This is a genomic window from Haladaptatus pallidirubidus, from assembly GCF_020700235.1.
Lineage (GTDB): Archaea > Halobacteriota > Halobacteria > Halobacteriales > Haladaptataceae > Haladaptatus > Haladaptatus pallidirubidus.
This window is the reverse complement of record NZ_CP085301.1, coordinates 1,973,767-1,999,692: the sequence shown is the minus strand read 5'-3', so window position 1 is coordinate 1,999,692 and position 25,926 is coordinate 1,973,767. Positions and strand designations below refer to the sequence as shown.

At 59.1% G+C, this 25,926-nt stretch carries 28 protein-coding genes; 14 read left to right on the top strand and 14 right to left on the bottom strand.

Going from position 1 to position 25,926, the window contains the following annotated elements:
* Positions 1–120 precede the first annotated feature (120 nt).
* Positions 121–1,521 carry an arylsulfotransferase family protein gene (locus LIX15_RS10870; RefSeq protein ID WP_227773208.1) on the top strand — a complete coding sequence of 467 codons (1,401 nt, stop codon included), beginning with the start codon at positions 121–123 and terminating at the stop codon, positions 1,519–1,521.
* Here LIX15_RS10870 and LIX15_RS10865 read toward each other — a convergent pair whose 3' ends face one another.
* The 6 genes from LIX15_RS10865 to LIX15_RS10840 all read right to left on the bottom strand — a co-directional run bounded on the left by LIX15_RS10865 (position 1,522) and on the right by LIX15_RS10840 (position 6,914).
* Positions 1,522–1,983 carry a NuoI/complex I 23 kDa subunit family protein gene (locus LIX15_RS10865; RefSeq protein WP_049972353.1) on the bottom strand — a complete coding sequence of 154 codons (462 nt, stop codon included), beginning with the start codon at positions 1,981–1,983 and terminating at the stop codon, positions 1,522–1,524.
* Positions 1,980–3,617: an NADH-quinone oxidoreductase subunit D gene (locus LIX15_RS10860; protein ID WP_227773207.1), complete on the bottom strand. Its 1,638-nt coding sequence runs from the start codon at positions 3,615–3,617 to the stop codon at positions 1,980–1,982. Before LIX15_RS10860 ends, LIX15_RS10865 begins: the two co-directional genes overlap by 4 nt.
* On the bottom strand, positions 3,614–4,330 hold the full coding sequence (locus LIX15_RS10855) for an NADH-quinone oxidoreductase subunit B (RefSeq protein WP_227773206.1): 717 nt from the start codon (positions 4,328–4,330) through the stop codon (positions 3,614–3,616). Before LIX15_RS10855 ends, LIX15_RS10860 begins: the two co-directional genes overlap by 4 nt.
* Positions 4,331–4,445: 115 nt before the next feature.
* Positions 4,446–5,801 (bottom strand): GTPase HflX, encoded by a 1,356-nt coding sequence (hflX, locus tag LIX15_RS10850; RefSeq protein ID WP_390184997.1) that lies wholly within the window; start codon positions 5,799–5,801, stop codon positions 4,446–4,448.
* A 262-nt stretch (positions 5,802–6,063) separates the two neighbouring features.
* Positions 6,064–6,654, bottom strand: a complete 591-nt coding sequence (locus tag LIX15_RS10845) for a DsrE/DsrF/DrsH-like family protein (RefSeq protein ID WP_227773205.1) — start codon at positions 6,652–6,654, stop codon at positions 6,064–6,066.
* 2 nt (positions 6,655–6,656) lie between these two features.
* Positions 6,657–6,914, bottom strand: a complete 258-nt coding sequence (locus LIX15_RS10840) for a sulfurtransferase TusA family protein (protein ID WP_227773204.1) — start codon at positions 6,912–6,914, stop codon at positions 6,657–6,659.
* 224 nt (positions 6,915–7,138) lie between these two features.
* Here LIX15_RS10840 and LIX15_RS10835 point away from each other — a divergent pair, with 224 nt between their 5' ends.
* The 4 genes from LIX15_RS10835 (at position 7,139) to LIX15_RS10820 (ending at position 9,856) form a co-directional block, all read left to right on the top strand.
* Positions 7,139–8,344: an MBL fold metallo-hydrolase gene (locus LIX15_RS10835; protein ID WP_227773203.1), complete on the top strand. Its 1,206-nt coding sequence runs from the start codon at positions 7,139–7,141 to the stop codon at positions 8,342–8,344.
* 18 nt (positions 8,345–8,362) lie between these two features.
* Positions 8,363–8,881, top strand: a complete 519-nt coding sequence (locus LIX15_RS10830) for a YeeE/YedE family protein (RefSeq protein WP_227773202.1) — start codon at positions 8,363–8,365, stop codon at positions 8,879–8,881.
* Positions 8,878–9,360, top strand: coding sequence for a DUF6691 family protein (locus LIX15_RS10825; protein WP_227773201.1), 483 nt, complete (start codon positions 8,878–8,880; stop codon positions 9,358–9,360). Before LIX15_RS10830 ends, LIX15_RS10825 begins: the two co-directional genes overlap by 4 nt.
* A 97-nt stretch (positions 9,361–9,457) precedes the next feature.
* Positions 9,458–9,856: a helix-turn-helix domain-containing protein gene (locus LIX15_RS10820; protein WP_227773200.1), complete on the top strand. Its 399-nt coding sequence runs from the start codon at positions 9,458–9,460 to the stop codon at positions 9,854–9,856.
* A gap of 69 nt (positions 9,857–9,925) precedes the next feature.
* Here LIX15_RS10820 and LIX15_RS10815 read toward each other — a convergent pair whose 3' ends face one another.
* The gene (locus LIX15_RS10815) at positions 9,926–10,561 is read right to left on the bottom strand and encodes a DUF8102 family protein (protein WP_227773199.1); all 636 of its coding nucleotides are present in this window, start codon (positions 10,559–10,561) and stop codon (positions 9,926–9,928) included.
* Positions 10,562–10,636: 75 nt separating this feature from the next.
* Here LIX15_RS10815 and LIX15_RS10810 point away from each other — a divergent pair, with 75 nt between their 5' ends.
* The 7 genes from LIX15_RS10810 (at position 10,637) to LIX15_RS10780 (ending at position 18,617) form a co-directional block, all read left to right on the top strand.
* Complete coding sequence (locus tag LIX15_RS10810) at positions 10,637–11,074, top strand: CopD family protein (RefSeq protein WP_227773198.1); 438 nt, start codon at positions 10,637–10,639, stop codon at positions 11,072–11,074.
* The gene (locus LIX15_RS10805) at positions 11,074–12,372 is read left to right on the top strand and encodes an MFS transporter (RefSeq protein ID WP_227773197.1); all 1,299 of its coding nucleotides are present in this window, start codon (positions 11,074–11,076) and stop codon (positions 12,370–12,372) included. The genes LIX15_RS10810 and LIX15_RS10805 overlap by 1 nt, the downstream gene beginning before the upstream one ends.
* 113 nt (positions 12,373–12,485) lie before the next feature.
* A complete protein-coding gene (locus tag LIX15_RS10800) occupies positions 12,486–12,917 on the top strand; it encodes a universal stress protein (RefSeq protein ID WP_227773196.1) in 432 nt (143 codons plus the stop codon).
* 132 nt (positions 12,918–13,049) lie between these two features.
* A complete protein-coding gene (locus tag LIX15_RS10795; protein WP_227773195.1) occupies positions 13,050–14,309 on the top strand; it encodes an ABC transporter permease in 1,260 nt (419 codons plus the stop codon).
* A gap of 207 nt (positions 14,310–14,516) precedes the next feature.
* Positions 14,517–16,145 (top strand): putative glycosyltransferase family protein, encoded by a 1,629-nt coding sequence (locus LIX15_RS10790; RefSeq protein WP_227773194.1) that lies wholly within the window; start codon positions 14,517–14,519, stop codon positions 16,143–16,145.
* Positions 16,146–16,238: 93 nt separating this feature from the next.
* Positions 16,239–17,480 (top strand): outer membrane protein assembly factor BamB family protein, encoded by a 1,242-nt coding sequence (locus LIX15_RS10785; RefSeq protein ID WP_227773193.1) that lies wholly within the window; start codon positions 16,239–16,241, stop codon positions 17,478–17,480.
* Positions 17,481–17,594: 114 nt separating this feature from the next.
* Entirely contained in the window at positions 17,595–18,617 is a 1,023-nt protein-coding gene (locus tag LIX15_RS10780; protein WP_227773192.1) for a Gfo/Idh/MocA family protein, read from the top strand.
* A gap of 41 nt (positions 18,618–18,658) precedes the next feature.
* Here LIX15_RS10780 and LIX15_RS10775 read toward each other — a convergent pair whose 3' ends face one another.
* Positions 18,659–18,895, bottom strand: a complete 237-nt coding sequence (locus LIX15_RS10775) for a DUF6684 family protein (RefSeq protein ID WP_227773191.1) — start codon at positions 18,893–18,895, stop codon at positions 18,659–18,661.
* Positions 18,895–20,640 carry a cytochrome c oxidase subunit I gene (ctaD, locus tag LIX15_RS10770; protein WP_227776872.1) on the bottom strand — a complete coding sequence of 582 codons (1,746 nt, stop codon included), beginning with the start codon at positions 20,638–20,640 and terminating at the stop codon, positions 18,895–18,897. Before ctaD ends, LIX15_RS10775 begins: the two co-directional genes overlap by 1 nt.
* Before the next feature lie 642 nt (positions 20,641–21,282).
* On the opposite strand from ctaD, the gene LIX15_RS10765 reads away from it, so the two are divergent.
* A complete protein-coding gene (locus LIX15_RS10765; protein WP_227773190.1) occupies positions 21,283–21,561 on the top strand; it encodes a hypothetical protein in 279 nt (92 codons plus the stop codon).
* A gap of 379 nt (positions 21,562–21,940) precedes the next feature.
* Here the strand turns inward: LIX15_RS10765 and LIX15_RS10760 are convergent, their stop codons facing one another.
* The gene (locus LIX15_RS10760; protein ID WP_390185053.1) at positions 21,941–22,738 is read right to left on the bottom strand and encodes a succinate dehydrogenase/fumarate reductase iron-sulfur subunit; all 798 of its coding nucleotides are present in this window, start codon (positions 22,736–22,738) and stop codon (positions 21,941–21,943) included.
* 315 nt (positions 22,739–23,053) lie between these two features.
* Between LIX15_RS10760 and LIX15_RS10755 the strand changes: the two genes are divergently transcribed.
* Positions 23,054–24,628 carry an acetolactate synthase large subunit gene (locus tag LIX15_RS10755; protein ID WP_227773189.1) on the top strand — a complete coding sequence of 525 codons (1,575 nt, stop codon included), beginning with the start codon at positions 23,054–23,056 and terminating at the stop codon, positions 24,626–24,628.
* 185 nt (positions 24,629–24,813) lie between these two features.
* Here the strand turns inward: LIX15_RS10755 and LIX15_RS10750 are convergent, their stop codons facing one another.
* The 4 genes from LIX15_RS10750 to LIX15_RS10735 are packed head-to-tail and all read right to left on the bottom strand — an operon-like array spanning position 24,814 to position 25,875.
* On the bottom strand, positions 24,814–24,972 hold the full coding sequence (locus LIX15_RS10750) for a hypothetical protein (RefSeq protein ID WP_227773188.1): 159 nt from the start codon (positions 24,970–24,972) through the stop codon (positions 24,814–24,816).
* The gene (locus LIX15_RS10745; protein ID WP_227773187.1) at positions 24,932–25,084 is read right to left on the bottom strand and encodes a hypothetical protein; all 153 of its coding nucleotides are present in this window, start codon (positions 25,082–25,084) and stop codon (positions 24,932–24,934) included. Before LIX15_RS10745 ends, LIX15_RS10750 begins: the two co-directional genes overlap by 41 nt.
* 28 nt (positions 25,085–25,112) lie before the next feature.
* A complete protein-coding gene (locus LIX15_RS10740; protein ID WP_227773186.1) occupies positions 25,113–25,385 on the bottom strand; it encodes a hypothetical protein in 273 nt (90 codons plus the stop codon).
* Complete coding sequence (locus tag LIX15_RS10735; RefSeq protein ID WP_227773185.1) at positions 25,372–25,875, bottom strand: MBL fold metallo-hydrolase; 504 nt, start codon at positions 25,873–25,875, stop codon at positions 25,372–25,374. Before LIX15_RS10735 ends, LIX15_RS10740 begins: the two co-directional genes overlap by 14 nt.
* Positions 25,876–25,926 lie beyond the last annotated feature (51 nt).

Below are 25,926 nucleotides of genomic sequence, written 5' to 3'. Positions count from 1 at the left end.
ATTTAGAAAATGATTTCCTAACTGTTCACTTCGTCCCCGTCCCACGCCGCCGAAATCAGCGGTTAGAAAATGGTAACGAAAACACAAAATATACAAAGTGAAGGTTGCCCAGTATAGCTTATGGACTGGACGGAACGACTCCCGCCGCGGCCGTGGCTCGTGCGCGGAGTCGTCTTGTTGTTGGTCGTCTCTCTACTCGCGCCCTCCGCCGTCTCCGCGATAACCTACGACCAAGAGGAATCGAATCTGACCAAAGGAACCATCGAAGAACCCGCGAACGGAACGACAGTTATCAGCGTACAGGGATACCACTTTCAAGGACAAGGAAATAAGAAAAAACCCGCCCGACTCGTCGCCGTCGGCCCGAACGGAAACATCGAATGGGTTCACAACGGCTCGAAAGAGGGCGCGTCGTGGTTCTACGACGTCGACCCGCTGGACAACGGAAACCTGCTCGTCACCTCGACACAGCGCGGCGGTACGCTCGTCTACGAGTACAACCCCGAAACGAAAGAAAAGGAATGGGAGCAGTTCCTCGAAATCCACGACACCCACGACATCGACCTCATCAACAACGGCACGCAGTTGCTCGTCGCCAACATGCGCGCCTACAACGAGAGCACCGGTCAGAACGACGACCGATTGTTCGTCTACGATTTGGAGGACGACGAAATCACGTGGGAGTGGTACTTCCGCAGCCATTACGAGAAGAAAGACGGTGGCGACTACACCAACGACTGGACGCACGTCAACGACGTTGACAAAATCGGCCCCGGCAAGTACATGGCCGACCCGCGAAACATGGACGAAGTCATCGTCGTCGACCGCGAGTCGAAGGAAGTCACGATGAAACTCGGAGAGGACGGCAACTACGACACGCTTCAGGAACAGCACAACCCGGACTACCTCGAAAGCGAGTCCGGCGACCCGACCATCCTCGTCGCCGACTCCGAGAACCACCGCATCGTCGAGTACGAAAAACGCGGCAGCGACTGGGAATCGACGTGGGAGATGGGTTCCTCGGAGAAGTTCAACTGGCCTCGTGACGCAGACCGCCTACCGAACGGCAACACGCTCATCACCGATTCCTCGAACCACCGCGTCATCGAAGTGACGCCCGAAGGCGAAATCGTCTGGGAGTTCTACTCGCCGTGGCTTCCCTACGACGCCGAACGCGTCACCAGCGGCGACGGTTCGAATGGGCCGACGATGGCAGATCACGGAACGACCGGGGAGTATCAAGTGTCGGGAAGCGCGAACATCGATCCCGGAACCGGCGACCGCGTGAAGATGTCCGTCCTCCTCGGCAACACGTTCTCGGGAACGGCCATCGAGGACGACATGCGAGAGTACGGCGAGGTGTGGGATCAAGCGACGCCGTTCATCCGCCCCATCTGGATGAACGAGTACGCCTTCATCGCCGCCATATTCGCCATTCTGCTCGTTTTGGGATGGCTGGTCGGCGAGCTGGTGTACCAGCGCCGCCGGATTTACTACGGCGTGAAACACCGGTTCGCCTGATTACTGATAATCCACCGACCCCTCGCCTTCGCCTATCCACGCGCCCCTGTCGGGTTCGCGCGATTCGAGCGGGTCGATGTCTTTGTACCAGGGGACGTTCTTCAACTGTTCTTTGTTGTAGACGAGATCGTCTTTCGTATCTCCCGTGAACTCGAAGTTCTGGGTGAGCAAAATCGCGTCCACGGGGCAGACCTCCTCGCAGAGTCGGCAGTAGATGCATTGTCCGACGTGGAGGTTGTACTGCTCGCCGTTTCGCTGGTCGTCCATCACGATTTGGATGGTGTCGTTCGGACAGACGTTCTCGCACTGGCGACACCAGATACAGCGCTCCTGACTGAACTTGTGGATACCGCGGAAGCGCGGGCTGACCTCGGGCGGCACGTCGGGATATTCGACCGTGAACGTCTCACCGTCCAGCGCGTGTTTCATCGTCGTCGCCATCCCTTTGAGCAGGCCGATCATCGGTCGACACTCCCCAGGACGATGTCGAGGCTTCCCAACGACGCGATTAAATCCGGCACCATCTCGCCGTTCGACATCTCCGGAAGCGCGGAGAGGTTGTGGAAGCACGGACTTCGAATCTTGAATCGCGCTGGCTTGGAGGTGTTGTCGGAGCGGATGTACACCCCGAGTTCACCCTTCGCGGCTTCGACCGCCCGATACGTCTCCGCGTCCATCGGCGGTTTGAGTGTCCGGGGAACGTTCGACTGGAGTTCGCGGTCGTCTTCGGGCCAGTCGTCGAGCAGTTGAACGCACTGCTCGACGATGCGCGCCGACTGCTCGACTTCGCGGAGACGAACTAACACGCGCGAAAAATTGTCACATCCGGGTTCCGTGACGACGTCCCAGTCGAGTTGGTCGTAGTAGCCGTAGGGGTCGTCCCTGCGGATGTCGTAATCGACGCCCGAACCGCGAGCGACCGGACCGGTGACGCCGTACTGTTTCGCAACGTCGGGCTCGAGCACACCCGTACCGACGCACCGCAGTTGGAAGATTTCGTTGTTCGTGAGCAGGTCGTGGTACTCTTCGAGCGCCTGTGGCAGTTCGTCCACGAAATCCATCGTCTTGTCGAAAAACTCCTCGCGCGGTTCCGGAATATCCCAGATGACGCCACCGATGCGGAAGTAGTTAAACATCATGCGCTGGCCGGTCAAATCCTCCAGAATGTTCTGGGCCTTCTCGCGGTCGCGGAACGCGTACTGGAAGATGGCGGTGAAATCGCCGTACACGTCCAGCGCGAACGTTCCGAGGGCGAGGAAGTGGCCCGCCATCCGCGAGAGCTCGACGCCGAGCGTCCTGAGCACCTTCGCGTAATCGGGAACGTCGATATCCGCGAGGTCTTCGATGGCCCGCGCGTACGCCCACTCGTTGGTCATGTTCGCGGTGTAATCCCACCGGTCGGGGTACGGCATGATTTCGTGACGGTAGTTGCCCGACTGGGCCATCTGTTCCTCGCAGCGATGGAGATAGCCGACGTCGGGTTCGACGTCGAGCACCTGCTCGCCGTCGAGAACGGTTTTCAGATGGAGAACCCCGTGCGTGGCGGGGTGGTGCGGGCCGATGTTGATGAAGACGGTGTCGGCGTCGTCGCCGACATGGTCTTCCAACAGTGGGTTCTGGTGCTCTTCCAACGACACGACTTGCGGTTGGTTTTGGTCGTAATCGAGCGAGAGCGGGTGTCCCTGCCACGTTTCTGGTAACAGAATTCGACGCATGTCCGGATGGCCGTCGTACCTGATACCGACGAGGTCGTACGCCTCGCGTTCGTGCCAGTTCGCGGTCGTGTACACGGGCTCCGCCGTCTGGCTTATCGGTTCGTCCGAGGTGGTCGGGACGACGATGCTCACCTCCTGTCGGGGGTCGTCGTACTTTTTGAGGTGGTAGATGCTCTCGTACCGGTCGTCGTACTGCTGGGCCGTCAGGCACGAGAGGTGGTCGAATCCGGCCTCCTCGCGCAGGATGGTAAGTGCGTCTTGTACCTCGTCAGAACGGATGACGAACGCGGGCGCGTTCATATGGTCTTCGCGCCCGATTACGAGCTCGCCGAGTAGGTCGGCGAGTTCGTCGCCGTCTACCAGTTGTTCCTGTACGCTCACGGTGAATCAACCCAGTTGTAACGCATGACGAGGGTATCCTCGTCGATTTGGTCGGCGAGCGACTGCACCAGTTCGTCGCGTTCCAAATCCCCGAACTGTTCCAGTTCGTAGGGCTTCACGACGACCGGACTGGCCTCCCCGTGGGCGATTCGTTCCTGCAACTTGGCGACGCCGTAGATGAGCGCCTCGGGTCGCGGCGGACAGCCGGGAACGTGGATGTCGCACGGGATGACCTCCTCCGCCCCCTTGATGACGTTGTATCCCTCCTGAAACGGCCCACCGGAGCAGGTACACGACCCCATGCTGACGACGAACTTGGGTTCCGGCATCTGGTCGTAAATTCGTTTCATCCGTGGCGCGAACTTCGAGACGATGGTTCCCGGCACGATGATGACGTCGGCCTGTCGCGGCGACGCCCGCGGAACGCCCGCACCGAAGCGGTCTAAATCGTGTTTGACCGCGTAGGTGTGCATCATTTCGATGCTACAGCAGGCGATGCCGAACTGGAGCACGAACATGGACGACCCCCGAACCCAGTTCATGAACGCGTCGAACTTCGTCAGAATGAACGGCGACGTTCCGAGGGCGTCGCGCAGCTTCGAGTCGAACCGACTCGGAAGTTGGTCTTTCGCCTCCGAACGACTGGCTTGGCCGACCGGCCGCTGGTCTGGCGGACTATCCGTCTGCGTTGCTGACGGTGAATTGTGGCTCATATTCCCCTTCCCCGAAACCCGTGTTACCGGGCATCAAAGGCCGTAAGGGAGGGACAGTGATGAATATTTGGTGGGTATTTCAGGGAGGCGTTTCGAGAGGAGGCTCGAACCGCGACTACGCCGAAATCGCGTCAGCTTTCACCGTCGCCCGCTCGGCTATCGCCGAATTCGCGGCGAACTCGACCACGACTTCCTCGCTCTCGCTCGGATACCACACCGCCTCGACGCGAGCGTGGTCGTACAACCACGAGAGGAGCGACATCGTTTCACCCGTGTTGGGGAGCGTCAGTCGGTCGGTCTCCCACTCCGGAAGTTCGTCCGCGATTCGCTCCCGAAGCGCGTCGATACCGTCGTTTTCGGTCGTGCTCACGGCGACTGGGTTCAACGCGAGGTCGGATACGCCCGAAACTCGTTCGGCCAGTTCGGAATCGGAAACGCGATCCGCCTTGTTCAGAACCGTCACGATTCGCTCCGCGTCCCCGTCGAGCAAATCGAGCGAGGTATAGAGCTTCTCGCGCAGTTCCGTCAGCGGGTCGCTCACGTCCGCGACGAGAAGCACGAGGTCGGCCTCGTACGTCTCCGTGAACGTCGTTTCAAACGATTTGACCAACCAGTGAGGCAGGTCGCTGATAAAGCCGACCGTATCCGTGATGAGCGTTCTTCGGTCCTGAATCTCTGCTCGACGGGTCGTCGTTTCGAGCGTCTTGAACAGCCTGTCCTCGGCCGCTGCGCTCTCGTGAAGGTCGTCGTGAGTATTCGGGTCGAACGCCATATCGTCGGCCAGTCGCCGCAAAAGCGTCGATTTTCCGGCGTTGGTGTAGCCCGCGAGAGCGACGAGGTCGAACCCCTGATCCCTGCGTTTTTCCCGTCGCCGGTCGCCGACGTCGGAGAGGCTATCGAGTTTCGATTTGATGCGGTCGATACGGTCTTTGATGTCGGTGACGCGCCTGTCTTCTTTCTCGCCGGGTCCGTTCCGCGAGCGACGCTCGTTCGCAACTTCTTTTTCCAAGCGAATTTCGGCCCGCACCCGCGGGAGTTCGTACTGTAACCGCGCGAGTTCGACCTGTAGTTTCGCCCGGCGGGTTCCGGCCTGCTGACTAAATATTTCGAGAACGAGTCGGTAGCGGTCTACGATTTCGGTACCATCGGGACACAGTTCGCCGAGTTCGTAAGTCTGCTGTGGGGAAAGCGGGTTGTCAAAGATGACGTTCCCGGCGTCGCTCGTTTCCACTCGCTCCGCCAGCGTTTCGGCCTTGCCGCGTCCGAACTGGTACTTCGAATCCTCGACCCGATTCTGCGTGACCTCTCCGACTACGTCGTACCCTGCCGCGTCGGCGAGCGCCCGAATCTCCGCCGTATCTGACGTTTCGCCCTTCGCAGTTTTGTTGCCCATTGCTCCGCCGTTCGTCGTTGCCTCATCTGCTGTTCCGCTATCCGTCCGTTGTGCGATAATTGCTGAACCTGATTGCATACTTGATTTTTCGTCCGCACGTATTCTGATAAGACGAGCGTCGAACATCGACACTCGGCGCTATTCGACGTGAACAAAACCGGGAAGCAGGGACGACAGCCGCGGCTATCCGAAGATGAGCGCAGAACGGCCCCGTTACGGCCCGGTCAGTGAAGGAGAGAGGTGGTCATGATTCGACCTTGGTTCCCGATATGACGATGTCCATAAAAAGCTTTGTGGTGATGTCAACAACTAATAATATCCCCGCCAAAAGCCGGTTCGATCAAACGAACAGTTGGATATCCGCGTCGGCCATGTGTTCGAGGGCTGTTGCCGCGCCGACGCCGGAGACGACGCCGTCGTAGAACTCGTCTTCGTCGTACTCCATCAACTCCATCGTCATCTGGCAGGCTTGCAGTTCCACGCCGGACTCTACCGACACGTCGATGAGTTCCTCGATGGTCGCGGTTCCGTTCTGCTCGATTTTCTTTTTCACCATCTTCGTCGCCATGGAGTCCATGCCGGGAAGCGCGGCCAGCGCGTTCGGAATGGGCATGCTCGGATTGCCGACCGCGCTGAGCTTGAGATTCTTGGACTTCTCCTCGTGGAGGATGTCGAGTCCCCAGAACGTGTGAAAGACGACCACATCCCACCCGAACGCGGCGGCGGTGCTGGCGAGGATGAGCGGCGGGTACGCCATATCGAGCGTCCCTTTCGTGGCGATGACGGTCATCTTCTTCTGGTCGTCGGCGTTCGCTTTCAACTCGGCGAGTTCGCCCTCCAACTGTTCGATTCGCTCGCGGAGTGCGTCGTCGGTTTCGGCGTCGTCATCGTTTCCACCAGTTTGTGCGGAATGTTGCGGTTCGGTGCTCATACTTACACCGTTTTCCGGACGAAGTGGCGGTACACCGCTTCGCCACCAGATTCGTCTTCTTGCTGTTCGAGCAGTTCGACGCCGTCTGTCGTGTTCGCCCAGCCCTTCAGGTCGCTCATGCTCCCGGAGTCGGTTGCGACAACTTCCAGCACGTCGCCGTCGGTCAGTCCGTCGGTCGCCTGCTTCGTCTTGACGACCGGCATCGGGCAGTTCAGTCCTGTTACGTCGAGCGTCTCCGTGATGTCGAATTTCGAACTCATTGTGAAGTCACCAATGTGTTTTATTGGATCTATTGGACAATATTGTTCGAACCATTAAAAGAGTGTTGGATATTGTGCCTTACATGCACAACAGAATAACAGAGAAACACTGTTTAAGCACTCAAAACAGCCTACAAGAATCACATACCTCAATTTAGTATTGCAGATGATTTGGAATACTATGCGAACCCTTTTCTGTCTGTGTCCGATACCTACTGCTGTCCATGAGCGAATCACCGTTTCCGTCACCGACTGCCGAAGTCGAGACGGTAACCCCGAACGAACTGTACGAGCGAATCGACACGGGCGAATCCGTCACGCTACTCGACGTTCGCGCAACCGACGAGTACGAGAAGTGGAAAATCGACGGCGAAAACGTCGAGAGTAGCAACGTGCCCTATTTCGAATATCTCGCGGACGACCCGAACGACGAACTGTTCGACCCGGTTCCGAAGGACGAGGAAGTGACCGTCCTTTGTGCAAAGGGTGGGTCAAGCGAATACATCGCCGGACTGTTCGCGGAGCGCGGCTACAACGTGTATCACCTCGAAGACGGGATGAAAGGCTGGGCGCGGGTTCTCAAACTCCGCAAAATCGAAAGCGAAAACGAGAACAAAAACGCGGAGACGACGGTCATTCAGTATCAGCGACCCTCCAGCAGGTGTCTGTCTTATCTCGTCGTCTCCGACGACGAAGCGGCGGTCATCGACCCGCTTCGAGCGTTCGCAGACGAGTACGTCTCGAATGCAAAAGCACGCGGTGCCAAACTGAGATACGCCATCGACACGCACGTCCACGCAGACCACGTGAGCGGCGTCCGGAGCGTGGCGGAGTCGAGCAGTGCCGAAGCGGTCGTTCCCGCTCCCGCAGACGCCCGCGGTATCGGCTACGACGCGTCGTATCGAACGGTTGAAGACGGCGAGAAACTCCCGCTGGGGAACGTCGAAATCGACGTGATTCACACGCCCGGCCACACGTCGGGGATGACCTCCGATCGGGTCGGCGACGTACTGTTCACGGGTGATACCCTCTTCACCGAGAGCGTAGCCCGGCCCGACCTCGAAGAAGGTGACGAGGGTGCGCCGGAGGCCGCGAAAACGCTCTACGAAACGCTGCAAGAGCGGATTCTGTCGCTCGTCGACGAAACCGTGGTCGCGCCAGCGCATTTCAGCGATTCGGCGACCTCCGCCGATGACGGCACGTACACCGCGACGATCGGTGATTTGACCGAGTCGATGGACGCGCTCTCGATGAGCCGCGACGAGTTCGTGAATTTCATCACCTCGGACATGCCGCCGCGCCCCGCGAACTACGAGGACATCATCGCAACGAACTTGGGCGAACGGGACACAGACGACGAGGAAGCGTTCGAACTCGAACTCGGACCCAACAACTGCGCCGCGAGTCGCGACTCGCTCACGAGCGACTAACGCGGCGGGAGAGAACAGATGGAAATTCCGTCACTACTATCGGCACTCATGCCAGCACTCACGTTCGCAGAGCTGTTCCCGAACGGCGTCTCCCACTACGCCATCGGTGGCGTATTCATCGGACTCGGCGTCGCCGTCATCTACCTCGGCTCGGGAATTATCGCCGGAGCGAGTACGTTCTTGGAAACGACGCTCTCATACGTCTCCGACGTACCGCGGTTTCAGAAGGCGAAATATCTCGCCTCCCGCGATTGGCGCGTCGTCTTCACGCTCGGAGTGGTCGGCGGCGCGGTCATCTATCAGGCCGCCTTCCACGGCGAAATCTGGACGACCGACGTGGTGTGGTGGCGTCTCCTCGGCGGGGGTGTCCTCGTCGGCATCGGAACGCGTATCGGAAAGGGCTGCACGTCCGGCCACGGCGTCTGCGGCGTCGGGTCGGCGTCGTCCACCTCCATCGTCAACGTGGCGACGTTCATGACGATTGCAATTGGAACCGCACAGCTGATGCAGGCGGTTGGAATGGGGGTGTCGCCATGAGCGGGACGAAAAGCACGGGACGGAACGAACGCGGGCCGCTGTTCATGCTCCTGATACTGGGCGGCGGCGGCATCTTCGGATTCGGACTCGGCTTCAGCCAGATGGCCAAACCCGAAGTCGTCCTCCAGTTCCTCCAGTTCGACGATTTCGGCCTGCTGTTCGTCATGGGCGGTGCGGCGTTCGTCACCGGCACGACGTTCGCCGCCGCAACCCGCCTGTCGAGACGAGCGCCACTAACCGGTAAACCGTACGCCAGACGACTGAAATCGTTCGACAAAAACGTGCTCGGCGGCGGCGCCATCTTCGGCGTCGGGTGGGGTATCTCGGGCATCTGTCCAGGAGCAGCCTACGCCAGCGTCGGGTTAGGGAACTACCGCATCCTGTTCGGAATCAGCGGGATGTTCGTCGGTGCGTATCTCCAAGGGTTGTGGCGAAAACGCCGTTCAACGGCCGTGAACTCGATAACCAGCGGAGACTAATCGAACCAGAGCGCGTCCGTGGAACCCCCATCGATAGAGTGTTGTGAAAACCTTGCAAAATCCTTTTACGTCTCAGCGACCAACTTTCGCGTAGACAATGGCAAACTCGATGGCGGAGTATCTTCAGCAGGATATGGAGTGTGAAGGTCTGTTGGAGTGTATACACGGATTGAAAGAACTCGACAGGCATTGCTATCAGGTCGTCGTGGAGAGCGAAGAGTCGCTGACCATCGACGACATCGCGGAGCGAATCGAGCGCGAGCGTTCGACCGCCTACCGCTCCATCCAGCGTCTCCTTCAGGCCGGTTTTATCCAGAAAGAGCAGGTAAACTACGATCAAGGCGGCTACTATCACGTCTACCGACCGACCAACCCCGGCGAAGTGTCACACGAGATGCAGCGGATGCTGAACGAGTGGTACGCGAAGATGGGACAACTGATTCAGGAGTTCGAGGACAAGTACGACGAAACCGAACGACCCGGAAAACCCGTTTAGCCCGATTCGAACCGCCGCCACTGTTCGGAATCGACGGCTTAACTGCTGCAATACGACGGATTCTATCGTCTACTCTTCTATCACGGCTTTGACGCGATAGTATGGAAGCCATCGCAGTTCGGCATCGTGATAGGTTGCGAAGTGGGTCACGAAATCCTCTTCTTTGAACAGACCGTCGTCAGTGCCCAATTGAAGGAGCACTTCGTCTGCGTCGTCGAGCACGGTACTGCCGACCATCGCCGAGAACAGTTCCGCAGGCGTTACCGGCTTTCCGGCGTCGATGGAGTCCACCACGTCGGCCACTACAGTTTCAATTTCCGTTTCGACGTCGAACTGCACGTCAACGGAAACCGTCTGTCCGAGCGTGTCCGCGGCGTGAACCTCCTCCGCTTTGCGAACCGCCGGCTCCAGCGTGTGCGCGAACTCGACGCTACTTTCTCGCATTCCAATGTACGTAAACGAGAACATCGCCATCAAACCGTTCATGAACGCGTCGTCTTCCGCACTGCGGAAAATCTGTCTTCGGTCTTTCTTCTTCAGATGGTGAACGAGGATGGAAAAATCGAGGATACCATCGGTAACGCGTTGACGGATTCGCGCCTCCACGTTGCGCTTCGATTGATCGTGTTCCATCTCCGCCTCGCCGAGCAGATACGCTCTGTCAGCGGGCGATAAGACCTCACGCCCTCTGTCTGTTTTCGACATCATAATCGGAATCGGATTATACAGTATCGACTTCCATCCGAAGCTATTTGAGGAGTCTGTGACAACCTCCGGAAAATGGCACTAATCGACGTACTGATGCAGGTTTTACACACCGTTTTCGCTGGCGTCTGGGCCGGGTGGACGCTGTTCATGGCGGTCCTCGTAATTCCCGCGGCCCGGAAAGGCCATCTCGGCACCGACGGCCTCAGATGGCTCACCAAACGGTTCTCGCGGTTTTCCATGCTAGCTTCACTCGTCCTGTTTACCACCGGCGGACATCTCGCCGGGACGCGGTACACCGTCGAACTCCTCGGCGGGAGTTCGCGGGGTCACCTCGTCCTCACCATGGTCGCGCTCTGGTTCGTCCTGACCGGCCTGAGCCACGCCGCGAGTAGTCGCCTGATGAAAAATCTGGACGACGGCGCGATGCGCGCTGCCTCCGCCTACGCGACGTGGTTTTACGCCGCGGGCGTCGTGGCCGTCGGCCTCCTCATCGTCGCCGGAAGATTGTAATGGCCGAGGGAACCGGTTCGAATCACGCGCTGGCGACGGTGTTCGCGATCGTCTTCGTCGACCTACTCGGGTTCGGTATCCTGATTCCCATCATCCCGCTGTACGCCACGCAGTTCGGCGCGAACGAACTCGTCGTCGGCCTCCTTCTCGCCTCCTACTCGATTACGCAGTTCGTCTTTGCACCGATTCTCGGACGACTCTCCGACGAAAGTGGCAGACGACCCATTCTCCTCCTATCGCTGTTCGGAAGCGTCCTCGCGTGGACGCTGTTCGGATTGGCCGAAAGTCTCGCCGTCCTCTTTCTCGCGCGACTCTTCGCGGGCGCGATGGGCGGCAACATCGCAACCGCACAGGCCTACATCGCGGACGTCACGCCGCCGGAAGACCGCGCGAAGGGATTGGGCCTCATCGGTGCGGCGTTCGGATTGGGGTTCGTGTTCGGCCCGGCGCTCGGCGGACTCGCTTCGAGCGACGCCGCAATCGCATTCGTTCGCGGGTTGTCGCCCGAAATGGTTCCGATAAATCGGTTCTCGCTCCCGAGTTTCCTCGCCGCGGGAATCTGCGCGCTAAACCTCGCCGTCGCGTTTTTCGTCCTTCCGGAGACGCGAACCAAGCGCTCCGCGGAGAGGGAACCGTCCGGAATGCTCGAAACACCCAGACTCGCACGTTTGTTCGATTCGCTTTCCGACCCGGCGCTGTCGGGACTCGTCGTCTCGTTTTTCCTCCTCTCGCTCGCCTTCTCGGGGATGGAGAGCATGTTCGTGCTGTTCACGGAGCAGAAGTACGGCTACGGCACGACGATGAACGGCTACGTCCTCGCGTACGTCGGCGTCGTCATCGCCATCGTACAAGGGGGGCTCATCGGGCGGCTCACCGACCGATTCGGCGAGCGAACCATCGCGCTGATCGGCGTTTCGCTCGAACTCGTGACGCTGGCCGCCATTCCGTTTTCACCCGAAATCGGACGGCTATTTCCGACCATCGGTCCGCTTTCCGGCGGACTGCTCGCGCTGTTGTTCGTCCTCACGCCCCTCGCGGTCGGCAACGGATTTGCAAACGTATCGCTCAACACGCTGGTCTCGAAGAGCGCGTCCGCGGACGAACAGGGCGGCGCGTTCGGACTCACGCAGAGCGGGGGGAGTATCGCCAGAGCGGTCGGTCCCGTCGCGGCGGGCGGACTGTACGCCGCGGTGGCGTACTGGGTTCCGTTCGTTCTCGGTGGGCTACTGATGGTTCCCATCTGCTACATACTCTTGACTGCTGTGCAGGTGGGTAGACGCACGACTCCCGCTGACTGAGGTACAGATTACTGTCGCTAACCGGCGTGGTTTTATGTGCGGGGACGGACCAATCCGGGCTCCGTGAACGCCGCCAGTAATCATTTGCCGATAGGGAACGTGAAATAGATGCGATGTACGATCGAATCCTCCTGCCCACGGACGGGAGCGACGCGGCGGACAGAGCCGTCGAACAGGCCATCAATCTCGCGGACACCTACGACGCGCGACTGTACGTCATCTCGATAGTTGACCAAACCGCAATCCCGCCGGACGTTCGGGCGGACATGCTGTACGAGGAACTCCAGCAGGAGGGCGAGCAAGCGGTGGACGACATCGAACGGCGGGCGAGAGATGCGGGAATCGACGTTCGAACGTCGATTCCCCGCGGAACGCCGTACAGGACCATCCTCGATTTCGCCGACGACCACGACATCGACCTCATCGTGATGGGGACGCACGGCAGACGGGGCATCGATCGCTACCTCCTCGGGAGCGTAACGGAGAAAATCGTTCGACTTTCCGAACGACCGGTGCTGACGGTTCGAATGGACGAGCCGTCGTAAACCCGAATCGCCGATAATCTCGCGTTTCAAGCGTTTAAGCTAGCGTTTCCAGTCATAGACTTTTGACGGATGCTATCGTAGGTCGTGACGGGTAGTCGAGAGAATGAAAGACACGATGAACGATTGGGGCGGATGAACCTCTTCGAGAGCCTTCGAATCAGTTGGCGAAACATTCGCGAACACAAACTTCGCTCAACGCTGACGACGCTCGGCGTCATCATCGGCGTGGCCGCGGTCATCACGTTCGTCACGCTCGGCGCGAGTCTACAAGCGGACATCATCAGCACCGTCGCGGGAGGGAACGCGGCGACGATGTACGTATCAGCGCAGTCGCAGAGCGAAACCGGACTTCCGGACCTCGGAAGCGGAGGACAAACCGTTTTCACCGAACACGATATGGACGAAATTCGGTCGCTACAGGGCGTCGAGGCCGCCGTCCCGGAGAGCGGCGTCGCGGCTTCGGCCGTCGAGTTCAACAACTCGACGATCGGGCGGCAGTGGGTCGTGGTGACGACCCCGCCGTATTTCGACGTGAGAAATCAAGAGTTCGTCGCGGGCGGGTCGTTTCAGAGCGGCGAACGGGAAGTCGTCCTGAATCGCCCGGCGACGAGGATGTTTGGGGAAGAAAACGTCACCGTCGGGGACACCGTCTCCGTCACGCGCGCATCGGGAGGGGAACAGGTGAACGCGACGGTAGTCGGCATCGTCGAACCGACAGAACAGTCGGCACTCGGTATCAGCGACGAGGCGTCGCCGCAAATTTACGCGCCGACCGACCCGTTCTACCAGCGGACGGTGTACAGTCCTTCGGCGAACGAGAACCAGCGCGTCTACGGACGGGCGCTGGTGCTTGCGGAAAGTCCGTCGCAGGTTGATTCGGTGCAGGGTCGCGTATACACGTATCTCGGCGAACAGTCCGACGCACGGGAGCTAAAATCCGAGAGCTACCGGTTCAAGGTCACGACGCAGGACGAACTCGTCAATCAGGTCAGGCAGGTGAGCAACACGTTCACCGCGTACATCACCGGCATCGCACTCATCTCGCTGGTCGTCGGTGCCATCGGCATCGCCAACATCATGCTCGTCAGCGTCACGGAGCGAACCAAAGAAATCGGCATCATGAAAGCCGTCGGGGCGCGAAACAACGACGTTCTCCAGTTGTTCCTGCTCGAAGCGATTCTGCTCGGCCTTTTCGGATCGGCGGTCGGCGCACTCGTCGGACTGGCCGGTGGGTACGTCGCCGCCGAGATTATCGGCCTGCCGCTCGCGTTCCGCCCTGAATGGTTCGGTATCGCGGTCGCAGTGGGCGTGCTGGTCGGCGTCCTCGCAGGAATCTATCCCGCGTGGGATGCCGCGCAGACGGACCCCATCGATGCGCTGCGATACGAGTAACTATCGCTTTTTTGTGATTTCGGATCGCGACGGTCGCCGCAAGCCACCGTTACCGCGGCGTGAACGGACACCTACCATCACTCTGCGGTCAGTATTCGTCGGTATCCCACCAATAGCCACTGGATAACAAAGAGTGAATCCTGCGATGGTTTTTTCGAACGAGAACACCGCCGCCAGGCGCTCTTGAGCGGCCAGTCGATTTTACCCATGGCTAGTCATCAAACGGATTCAAAAACGACGCAGGAATCGCGGGGACTCGGATACGAACTGCCATGGCTCGTTCCGGGACTCCTTGCCGGAATTTGCATCTTCTATTTTTACGTGAGTTCGCATTCATATCCGTCGTTCGGTGCGGGGCTGTACCTCCACATCGCGGAACGCATCAGCGAAAACGGCTACGTCCTTCCAGAAACGATTCCTGGCTACACCGCGGAAGGGGTGCCGTTCGCGTATCCGCCGTTCATGTTTTACGTTTCTGCCGTGCTGCTCGACGTAACCGGACTCGACCCGTTCACCATCGCGCAGTATCTCCCCGGACTGGTCAGCATCGCGTACCTGATTCCGCTGTACTTTTTCACGCGCGATTTGCTAGGGTCACGACCACAGGCATCGTTGGCGACGCTCCTCGTCGCTGTCAGTCCGCCGGTTTTGCAGTGGCACATCTCGGCTGGAGGCATCGTTCGCGCCCCCGCTCTCCTGTTTTCGCTCGTCGGAATCTACGCCGGATTACAACTGTTCCGGGAGGCGGACACGAGATGGCTCGTTCCCGCGCTCGTCGCGTTCACGCTGACGATTCTCACCCACCCGATGTACACGATTTTCTTCGTGATGAGCTATCTCCTGCTGTACGTTCGGTTCGACCGGTCGTTCGACGGATTACTTCGGGGCTTGTTCGTCGGTCTCGGAGCAGTCCTGCTCACGACGCCGTGGTGGAGTTCGGTACTGATCGCGCACGGTTCGACCGTGTTCACCTCCGCGGCGGGAACTCACGGCGGAATCGGCAACACGATTCCGACGCTGGAGCGGTTGGTCGAACAGCAGTTCAACGAATCGCCGTTGCTGTCGATATGGCATCTGACCGCCGTCGTCGGCTGTATCTGGCTTCTATTGAAGCGCGAATATTTCCTCCCGGCGTGGCTGTTGCTCATCGCCGTGACGATCGAGGAAGCCCGCTTCGTATTCCTCATCGCGGCGTTCGTGAGCGCCCGGTTCGTCTTCGTTGGACTCATTCCGTGGCTTCGTCGTGAACCGTTCAGGATACTCGACAGAGAGGCGGTGGTGACGTTCTCGGTCGCACTGCTGGTGACCGTCAGCCTCAGCGGCGGCGCGTTGTACGCGACGGGCGGGATGAACGCTCACGCGGGAAGTCCGTCCCTCCCGCAGTTCGTGAACGACGGGGACGTCGAAGCGATGGAGTGGACGAAAAAGAACACCGAACCGTCGGCGGAGTTCGTCGTTCTCGGCGATGCCGCCGAATGGTTCCCACAGCAGACGGACAGAACGATGGTGGTAGCACCGTGGGGCGTCGAATGGAAGGGGCATCAGCAGTACAGCACCCAGTTACGGCAGTTCCGCCAACTATCGCGATGTCACAGTTCGAACTGCCTGACGGTGCGACTGATGCAGATGGACGTGCATCCGGATTACGTCTACATCCCGAAGGGCACCTACACGGTTCGCGGGATGCAACGCGAACAGCCGAAGGAAATGATGTCGAGGATGATGACATCGTCACAGTATCACCTCGCCTTCGAAAACGAGGAGGTCGCCATCTTCAAACTGGCCGACGGCTGGCATCCGTCGCGGTCGGGGACGATGGGACCGATACCGATGTAACTGCGGCGGGAACCGATCGTCGACCGTGGTTCACGTCTCGAATCCGGCCACCGATGAGGAGGGCTTTTGCCCGGCGACTGCCAACCGTAACCGATGCGCTTCGCAACCGGAGCAGTCCTCCTCGTCATCGTCGCCGTCCTCGCGGGCCTTGGCGCCGTCGCGTTCACGGGAGATGACGGCGGAAACCTCTCGGAACGCTGGGTTAGCGACACCGGCCGTGACATGAAAGGAAACCACCACGCACCGGCGGCGGCCACGATAGGGGACCGGTCGTTCGTTTTCGCGCCGATTAGCGACCGAGGAAACGGAACCGGATGCGGCCTGTTTGCACTCGATAGCGAAACCGGAAACACCGTCTGGAGACATCAGGTTCCGCCCGCGAACTGCACGATTCACGCCGTCGCCGACCCGACAGTTTCTGATTTCGACGGCGACGGCACGCCGGAAGTTCTCGCCGCGAGCACGGAAGAGAGAGTGACGGCCTACGACGCTCGCTCGGGAGACGAGGCGATGCGTCACGAACTCGAAGACTACGGCTACACACAACCGGTGGTTGCGAACCTATCACCGGACTCTGGTCGTGAAATCGCCGTCGTGGACGTGAACGGAAAGCTCTCGGTCGTTCGGGGGAACGGAACCGAAGCGTGGAGCCGCGCTCTCGGCGGACGCGTGTTAGCCCAACCGACCGCCGCCGATTTCGATACCGACGGCGACGCCGAACTAGCAGTTGGAATCGGCACCTTGGACGGTGGCCGAGTCGTCCTCACCGACGGGAACAACGAAACGGTGTGGCAGAACGACGACATCGATGACTCCATCCTTTGGATGGGTTCCGGACAGGCTGACGGCGACCAGCCAATCGAAATATCGGTCGCCACCTCGGGCGGCGAAATCGTCGTTCTCGACGGAGCTGACGGAAGCGTCGAATGGCGTCGGTCGGTCGGCGAGCTCGCCGCAGTAGGCGATATTTCTGACGGAGATGAGGATGGAAATCCGGAAGTGTACGCCGTCTCGAAAGAAGGAACGTTGTTCGCGCTCGACGCGACCGACGGGAGCGTCGAGTGGGAAACGTCGTTGACGACGAAAACACAGATGACCCCGCCGCCAATCGTTGGCGACGTAGACGGCGACGACGAGACGGAAATCGTGGCCGCCACGAACGACGGGAAAGTGACCGTCATCGGGCCGGATTCCGGCAACGTGCTGGCGACCTACGAGCGGTCGGTGACTATTTACACCCATCCGACACTCGCGGATTTGAACGGGGACGGTGCCGAGGAGATATACGTCATCTACGGCGACGGGCGGGTCGTCTCACTCTCGTACGAATCCTGAACGTCGAGCCGGTTTGCAATTTCATCCGAATCGTAACGGTTGCCACGAGGGCATGAATTAAGCCCCTCCCCGCTGTACGCTTGGACGGATTTTTGTCCTCGCACGGTGAAAATTATGTCAGGAACGACCACAAATCCCGAAAAACTCCGCGTCGGCGTTATCGGTGGCGGCTACATCGGAACGACAGTCGGAAGACAGTTCGAAGAAGACCCACGTTCGACGGTCGTCGCGATTGCGGACGTGAGCGAACCGCCGCGAGACGAGGCCGGAGATACCCTCTACGTCGGCCAAGGATCGCGGTACGAAGATTATGCCGAGATGCTAGACGCGGAGGAGTTGGACGCCGTTCTCATCGGAACTCCGCACGTTTTTCACTACGAGCAAACGATGGCCGCGCTGGACGAGGGGCTTCACGTCCTTTGTGACAAGCCGCTTACGACCGACCGCGAGAAAGCGCGCGAGCTCGCCGAGCGAAGCGAACAGGAAGACCAACTGCTGATGGTCGGCTACCAGCGACACCTCAATCAGGCGTTCATCCGAGCGCGGGAGCGGTGGGACGAGACGAATCTAACGCCGCGGTTCATCAGCGCCGAAATTACGCAGAACTGGATTTCCCGATTCGAGGAGACGTGGCGAACCGACCCCGACCTCTCCGGCGGCGGCAACCTCTACGACACCGGGAGCCACCTCATCGACGCGGTTCTGTGGACGACCGGACTAAAGCCGACCTCGGTGCAAGCAGACATGAAGTTCGCCGACGAGGAAAACCGGGTGGACGAACGAGCGCAACTCGTCGTTGAGTTCGAAGGTGGGGCATCTGCCAGCATTGCAGTTTACAGCGATGCGCCCTGCGTGCGTGAACACATCCACATCTGGGACGACGATGGAGCGCTCTATCTCGAAGGAAGACAGTGGGAACCGCGCCAGCTGACGGAGATAGAGGCAGACAGCACGACCGTCGTTCCGTTCATGGACAACCGACGCCACGAGAGCAAAGCCGGGTCGTTCATCGACTGCATCGAGAGCGGCAAGGAACCTCCGGCGACCGCCCGCGATGCGTTCGCCGTGACCGCGCTGACCGAGGCGGCCTACGAATCGGCGCGAACTGGGGAACGAATTTCGATAGATTTGGATTGAAAGAGCGAACGAAATTTTGCGTTCGACCGGTTCACCAGTCGCTATCTGACGTAGTGGGCCGCAATCCACGTCAGAAGACCGAGCAGGACGAAGGGGATGATGGTCAGCAGGTGGGACATCGCGAAAATCAACGGTTGACCCTCCCACGGCGTCCAGACGGCGAACAGAACGATGAAGAAGAGGAGGATGAACATCGGGACGAGGTTCACCGAAATGTCGAGCAGGGTTTCGCGGTCGAAGATTGGGTCGGAATCCGCGTCCGCTTCAGTCTCGGCCATCAGACATCATCCTCCGGTTTACGTTCGCGCTCGCTCCGATCGCGCTCACCGGCATCGGATTCTCGACTGTCCGCCCCGCCACCGTCGGCCAGCGCCGTCTCGCGCTTCTTCTCGAACCACGTCCACTCGGGCGACCCCATCCCTTCAGCTTTGAGATTCCACGGGTCGCTGTCTTCGACGACCGGCCCTTCGAGCCACGACTGGACGATGTTCCAAACGAAGATGAGTTGACCGACCGCGAGGATAACAGCCCCGAGGGTCGCGACCTGATGCCACGTCGTGAACTGTGGGAGGTAGGTCGCGTACCGTCGCGGCATGCCGCCGTAACCGAGGAATATCATGGCGAAGAAGGTGACGTTCGAACCGATCATCGTCAGCCAGAAATGCCAGTGAGCGAGCTTTTTCTGGTACATCTTCCCGGAGTAAATCGGGAACCAGTAGTAGAACCCGGCGAACAGGGCCACCGCGATCGCACCCATGACGATGAAGTGGAAGTGACCCACGACGTAGTAGGTGTCGTGAAGCACCAAATTGACGGGAATCGCCGCCAGAAAAACCCCGGTGACCCCACCGATGATGAAGTTCTGAATGAACCCGACGCTAAAGAGCATCGGCGCGGTCATCCGGAGGTTGCCGTTCCACATCGTCGTAATCCAGTTGAACACCTTCACCGCGCTCGGAATCGCGATTGCCATGGACACCGCCATGAAACTAACCCGAAGCCGCGGGTCGATGCCGGTGGAGAACATGTGGTGGGCCCAGACGCCGAACGAGAGGACGCCGATGGCGAGCGTCGAGTAGACGACGAACTTGTAGCCGAACAATTTTCGGCCCGCGAAACGGGGGAGAATGAGGCTGACCAGCCCCATCGGCGGGAGGACGATGATATACACCTCGGGGTGGCCGAAGAACCAGAACAGGTGTTGCCACAGAATCGGCCCGCCGCCACCTTCCGGTGCGAAGAAGGTGGTGCCGAAGTTGCGGTCGAGCAGGAGCATGATGAGGGCACTGCCGAGCAGCGGGAACGCGAACAGGATAAGCCCCGACTGCGTGAGCATCGTCCACGAAAACAGGTCGAGTTCGGGCCATTCGATGTCGCGTTCGGTGAAGATAGTGGCGATGAAGTTGATCGCCCCCATCGTCGTGCTGATGCCCGAGAGGTGCAGGCCGAGGAGCATCAGGTCGGTCGCCGGACTCGGCTGCTCCGCCGAGAGTGGCGTGTACATCGTCCACGCCGTCTGCGGTGCCGGGATGTCCGCTATCGATGCGAGCGGAAACCCGATCCAGATGAGAATCGCCGCGGGCGGGAGGAGCCAGAACGCGATGGCGTTGATGCGCGGGAACGCCATGTCGTCCGCGCCGATGAGGAGCGGGATGAAGTAGTTCGCGAACGCGGCTATCATCGGCGTCGTGAACAGAAACAGCATCGTGAGGCCGTGTGTGGTGAGAAGAGCGTTATAGAATCCGGCCTGCATGAGGTCAATGTCGGGCGCGACTAACTCGACGCGCATCAGGACGACGCCCAGTCCGGCCCAGATGAACGCGATGAGCGCGTACAGGCCGTACAGCATGCCGATGTCCTTGTGATCAACCGTCGTTAGCCAGCGGAGGATTCCACTCGGTTTCTCCGCGTATTCGACGCGTCGCTCTTCTACTTGCCCCAGCCCCCCTCCCGCAGGTGTGTACGACCGCCAGTCTTCGACCCGGAGGACGAAGAACAGAACGGCGAGTAAGAACCCACCCATCAGGACGGTAAGCACCAAGTCCATTGGTAGCGCTGCCATCGTACAGTAGTTGGGTGGAACAGGGTAATTCCTTTCGGTCATTTGTCATTTGTTTCGAGACAAGTATCGTCCAATCAATTACCTGACTTGAATGCGATAATACGCGTGCAAAATCCAGACTGGGAGCCGAGTTACAGAATTCCAGCGAGCTACGATGGCGTGCGCTGATACAGGCCTGAGGAGTTCACCTCCGAAGGTCTGTGCTGATAGCATGCGAGGGATGAGAACGAGCGACAACGAATGAACGAATCGGTTGGGGATGTGTGGGGCCTGCAGTCGCGGTGCGGGGCGGTTTCATTGGAGTCGTGATCCGCTTACTCCTGTTTGATTATATCGTGCTGTAGCAAATCACGACTCCCCACCGCCAGTCTCCCTGCTCCTCCCCCGCCAGCGTGGGACTGCACAAACGGTATTCGCTTCGCTCCCCTCGTGCGAACGCGCTGGCGCAACCTTCCGACAGATTTAGCATGTGAAAGTAGCAATAAATTGTTAGAAAAAGTACTCATCATGTTCGAATGGCAGTTTCCGAATTGATCACATCTTGCGTTTCTGACTGCGCTTGTCGGGGTGCGCGTTTTTCTCAATATAGCACTGACGGCGATTGTGGTCAAGTCCAGCAGTCCCACGTCGCGCTCTACGGTCGTAGCGACGGTTCTGACCGTTCTTTCGGCAATTATACTGGTGCTTCGGGGTGTTCTCGGGCTCAATGCTTCCTATCTCGAATTTCTCTTCCAAGTTTCATTCCTCGTTCTCGCTGGCTACAGCATCCATTCGAATCCCTCGAACGTGCGATTGCGAGTCGTCGGAGCTGTTTCCCTCGGTACAATCGCACTGCTTCTGATCACGATTCCCCTATATGGAGAGGCGACAGTCGCTCCGTGAGTTTACACTCACCACGAACACAAACTGAACCAATCACCGCGAGAAAAGTACCTGATTCACAGCGGCGACAAGGAACAGGCCAATGGTGATGTTCGCGCCGATAAACAGGACAAGCAGTGATGTGGTCGTCTCCGCTGGAAGCCCACTCGTTCATCTTCGCGGCGGCGAACAGATACAGCGTCACGCCTGCCCCGCTAAGAACTCCCAGCCATGCCGCCTCTTCGGCGCTCTACAGAAGACCCGTCAGTGCGGACGAGAGAGTGACGAACACCATCGCCCACAATTTCGAGTTTCGGGCGATATGTTCGTCCCATCCACGAGATTCGACGTTCATATCAGTTAGCTACGATTTAAGAGGTAATAAACTCACTTCGTCGGACTACCAAAATTTGAGGTTTCGCTTCACCGCCTCGCGCTTGAGTTCCTGAATGTGCTGAGTCAGGGGAATATCCTTCGGGCACACCTCGGTACAGGAAAACTGGGTCTGACAGCGCCAGACGCCGTGTTCTTGGTCCATGAGGTTGATACGGTGTTCGGTCGTCGCCTCGTCCTCGCGCTCGTCCATGGCGAACCGGTAGGCCGTGCTGATGGCCGCCGGACCGAGGTACTGGTTGTCCCCCGCGGCGATATTACACGAGGACATACAAGCACCGCACCAGATACAGCGCGTAGCCATTTTGATTTCCTCCCGATTTTCGCGCGACTGGCGCTGTTCTTTCAGTTCATCGTCAGGGAGCGAGTCGGTCTGGAAAAACGGCTCTATCGCGTGCATCTGGTCAAAAAAGTGTTCCATATCCACGACGAGGTCTTTGATGACGTCCTGATGCGGAAGCGGTTCGACCTGTATCGGTTCGTCCAGTTCGGTAACCTGCGTTTTGCAAGCGAGTTGCTGTCGACCGTTGATGAACACGGCGTCGCTCCCGCAGATGGCCTGCCGACAGGAGTGGCGCACCGTCAACGTCGAATCGAACGTGTCGCGGGCGTAGATGAGCGCATCCAAAACGGTCAGTCCGCGCTCGTATGGGACATGAAAGTGGTCGAATCGCGGCTTTTGCTTCTCGGGAACTTCCGGGTCGTACCGGAACACCTTGAGGTGAACCGTATCGGCCGACGTCTCCTCTTCCGTCCGAATTTCGGCTTCGCGCGCTTCCCGCCGTCGTTGCCGTTTTTCGGCCATGCGGCGTTCCTGCGGTGATTGACTGGCCCGAAACTCCTCTGCCTGCGCATCCTCCGTCGGTTCCTCCGCCCGCATCTGTCCCTCGGACTGCTCCGTTTCCTGTTCCTGGTGACTCACTGGAAACCCTTTCCGCGTGTATCTTGGGCTCGACGGCAATAAACATCTTCACCGTAATACACATTTTTGACGAATTTCGAGCGTGAAACTGTACAAAGGGAGGAAACGACGCGAACAAGTTGCTTAGGTCTCCATCACAGTCTGCCTCGTGGTCGAGGTGCCAACAAGAACTAATCGTCCTCCAACGTATTTCGGACGATGAAAGCATCCGATTTACTCGTCGAGTGTCTCGAAAACGAGGGAGTCGAGTACGTGTTCGGCATCCCCGGCGAGGAACTCGAAGACGTGCTGTTTTCGATTCGCGACTCCGACATCGAGTTCATTCCCGTGCGCCACGAACAGGGCGCGGCGTTTATGGCCGACGTTCATGGGCGCGTGACCGGTCGTGCGGGGGTCTGTCTCTCGACGCTCGGGCCGGGCGCGACGAACCTCCTCACCGGGGTTGCCGACGCCCATCTCGATAAAAGCCCACTCGTCGCAATCACGGGACAGGCCGGTCTCGAACGGCTCCACAAGGAGAGTCATCAGACGCTCGACATCGTCCACACCTACCGGTCGGTGACGAAGTGGAACGCGCAGTTGAGTGACCCGGAAATCATCAACGAATCGGTTCGCAAAGCCTTCAAGCTCGCAGAATACGAGAAACCCGGGGCGACCCACCTCGAATTTCCGGAAAACGTGGCGGGCGAGGAAACGGACTCCCAACCGCTCGAACCGCGGGAGCAAGTTCGGCGTCCCGCTCCCGACCAAAAATCCGTCGAGCGCGCGACTGAACTGTTGGAAAACGCAGAGCATCCGCTCGTCATCGCGGGCAACGGCGCGGTTCGAACGCGCTCCGCGAACAGCCTCCGCGAGTTCGTGTCCGAAACCGCGGTTCCGGTCGCGGGAACCTACATGGGGAAAGGGGCACTCTCGGACGAGAACGACCACTCGTTGTTTACGCTCGATTCGGGCGAAAACGGCGAATCGGCGGACGCACTCTCGCGGGCAGACTGCGTCCTCGCCGTCGGCTACGACATCGCGGAACACGACCCGGAAAAATGGAATCCGAACCTCGATAAGAAAATCATCCACCTCGACCACGAACCGGCCGAAGTGTACGAGCATTACAATCCGGACGTGGAAATTGTCTGCGACGTTTCCGCTGGACTCGACGCACTGCTCGGCGAAGTCGAATTTTCCTGTCCCGATGCGTGGTACCGCGACCAGCGCGAGGCATTGGTCGAACAGACGACGAGCACGCCGGACGAATCTGACCCAGTGACGGTTCGGAACATCATGCCTGTCCTCCGTGAAGCGATGGCCGACGAGGACGTGCTCATCTCCGACGTCGGAAGTCACAAGATGGCCATCGCACAGGCGTTCCCGACCTACGAGCCGAATTCGGTCATCATCTCGAACGGACTCGCCAGTATGGGAATCGCGGTTCCGGGCGGGATTTCGGCGGACCTCGCGGTCGATTCGAACGTCGTGGTCGCGACTGGAGACGGCGGATTTCTGATGAACGCAGCGGAAATCGAGACGGCGACGCGACTCGGCTGTGGGTACACGATAGTCGTGTTCAACGACTCCGAATACCGACTCATCACCGAAGAGCAGGAAGAAGACCGCAAGGAACACTACGGCACTGAACTGACGAATCCGGATTTCGTGGCATTCGCCGAAAGCTTCGGTATCGACGCGGTTCGCGCGGAATCGTGGGACGAAATTGGCGACACCCTGAATTCAGCGGTCGAAAGCGACGAGATGACGCTGGTCGAAATCCCGATGTAGAGGAGGTAGAAGGGAAGAACGACGAATCCGCTGGCGGAACGACTATCCGAATCCGCCCGTCACTCTCGCGCGCTGAACGACGAATCGGTACCCCTATTTGTCGATTAGTCGCAATTCCACTTCGTCGCCGTGTTTGAGGTCGGAGTCTCCGGGGAGGCAGAGAAGCGTCACGCTCACGCCAGCATTCACGAAACCGCGCGAACCGGCGAGCTAGAAACTGCCGCTTTGATGTCGTCGAGTCGGTCGATGACGTTCCATCGGAAATCGGCATCGGTGGATTCGGGTGAGAGCTCAGTTTCGACGCTATTCGTCCCATCCTCCACCGCCGTCTCTCTCCGCATCATTACTCTCGCGAATCGCCGGCCGTGAGTCGAACCGTCGGTCGAATCGCTCTACATCGATACCCTCCGCCCTGAGGTTAACGTAATCGTTGCGTTCGAGCGACACGGCATCCAAATTGTGCCCACCGAAATTCTCGAAGAGACTACCCCCCGTTCGCCTGCCACTCTTGTGCCCGAACCGCCCTCACCGCACCTTTGCTCAACCACGGCGGAGCGGACCATTGGCCGCCCTCGTACAGCGTGTACTCCTCGGCATCATCGTTTGCCCAGACGAACGTCGAATCGTACTTTCCTCGATATCGTTTGAGTCTCCGACGACTGGCGTGCACCGGAATGACGTTCGTCAGGTTCAGTTGGTCGATCAATTCATCGATGGTTTCCTCGGCGGGGTGATTTCGGAATTCATAGTCGTACACGGTACAGGAGGCGGTTTCGACCGGGGAAATCGCACCGCCGAGGAGTTGACCGGGCGTCGCCGTCGGAAAATCGAATCGCGAAGCCAGCAGCACCCAGAACGTGGCCCGCCGAAATCGGAGGAAGTTCGATTTTGCTCGTGACGGCGACCCAGTTGTCGATTCCGGTGACCGCATCGAAAACGTCTTCGATTCCACCGAGGCGGTAGTTTTTCTGCCCATCTCCCAGAACGCTTTCGAGCGTCGATGCGGTCGCCGGTGACGCGTATATCGGCACGCCGTCGCGGAGGGTGTCGCCGAGTGACAGATAGAGGGCGACGTGGGCGTGCGTGAGGACGATTGCATCGAAATAATCGTTCGCGCCGAGAAGCGTATCGAGATTAACGCCGTTACCCGAATCGACGAGGATACAGGCAGTTCGGTCGTCGTCGAAGCGCAGGAGTGTAGATCCGCCCCCTTTCGATGGGTTCGCGCGTTGAAAGCTGAATTGCAATATAACAGTCGTAATAAGAATTCGCGTCCGTTACGTAAACTATTTTCCCAC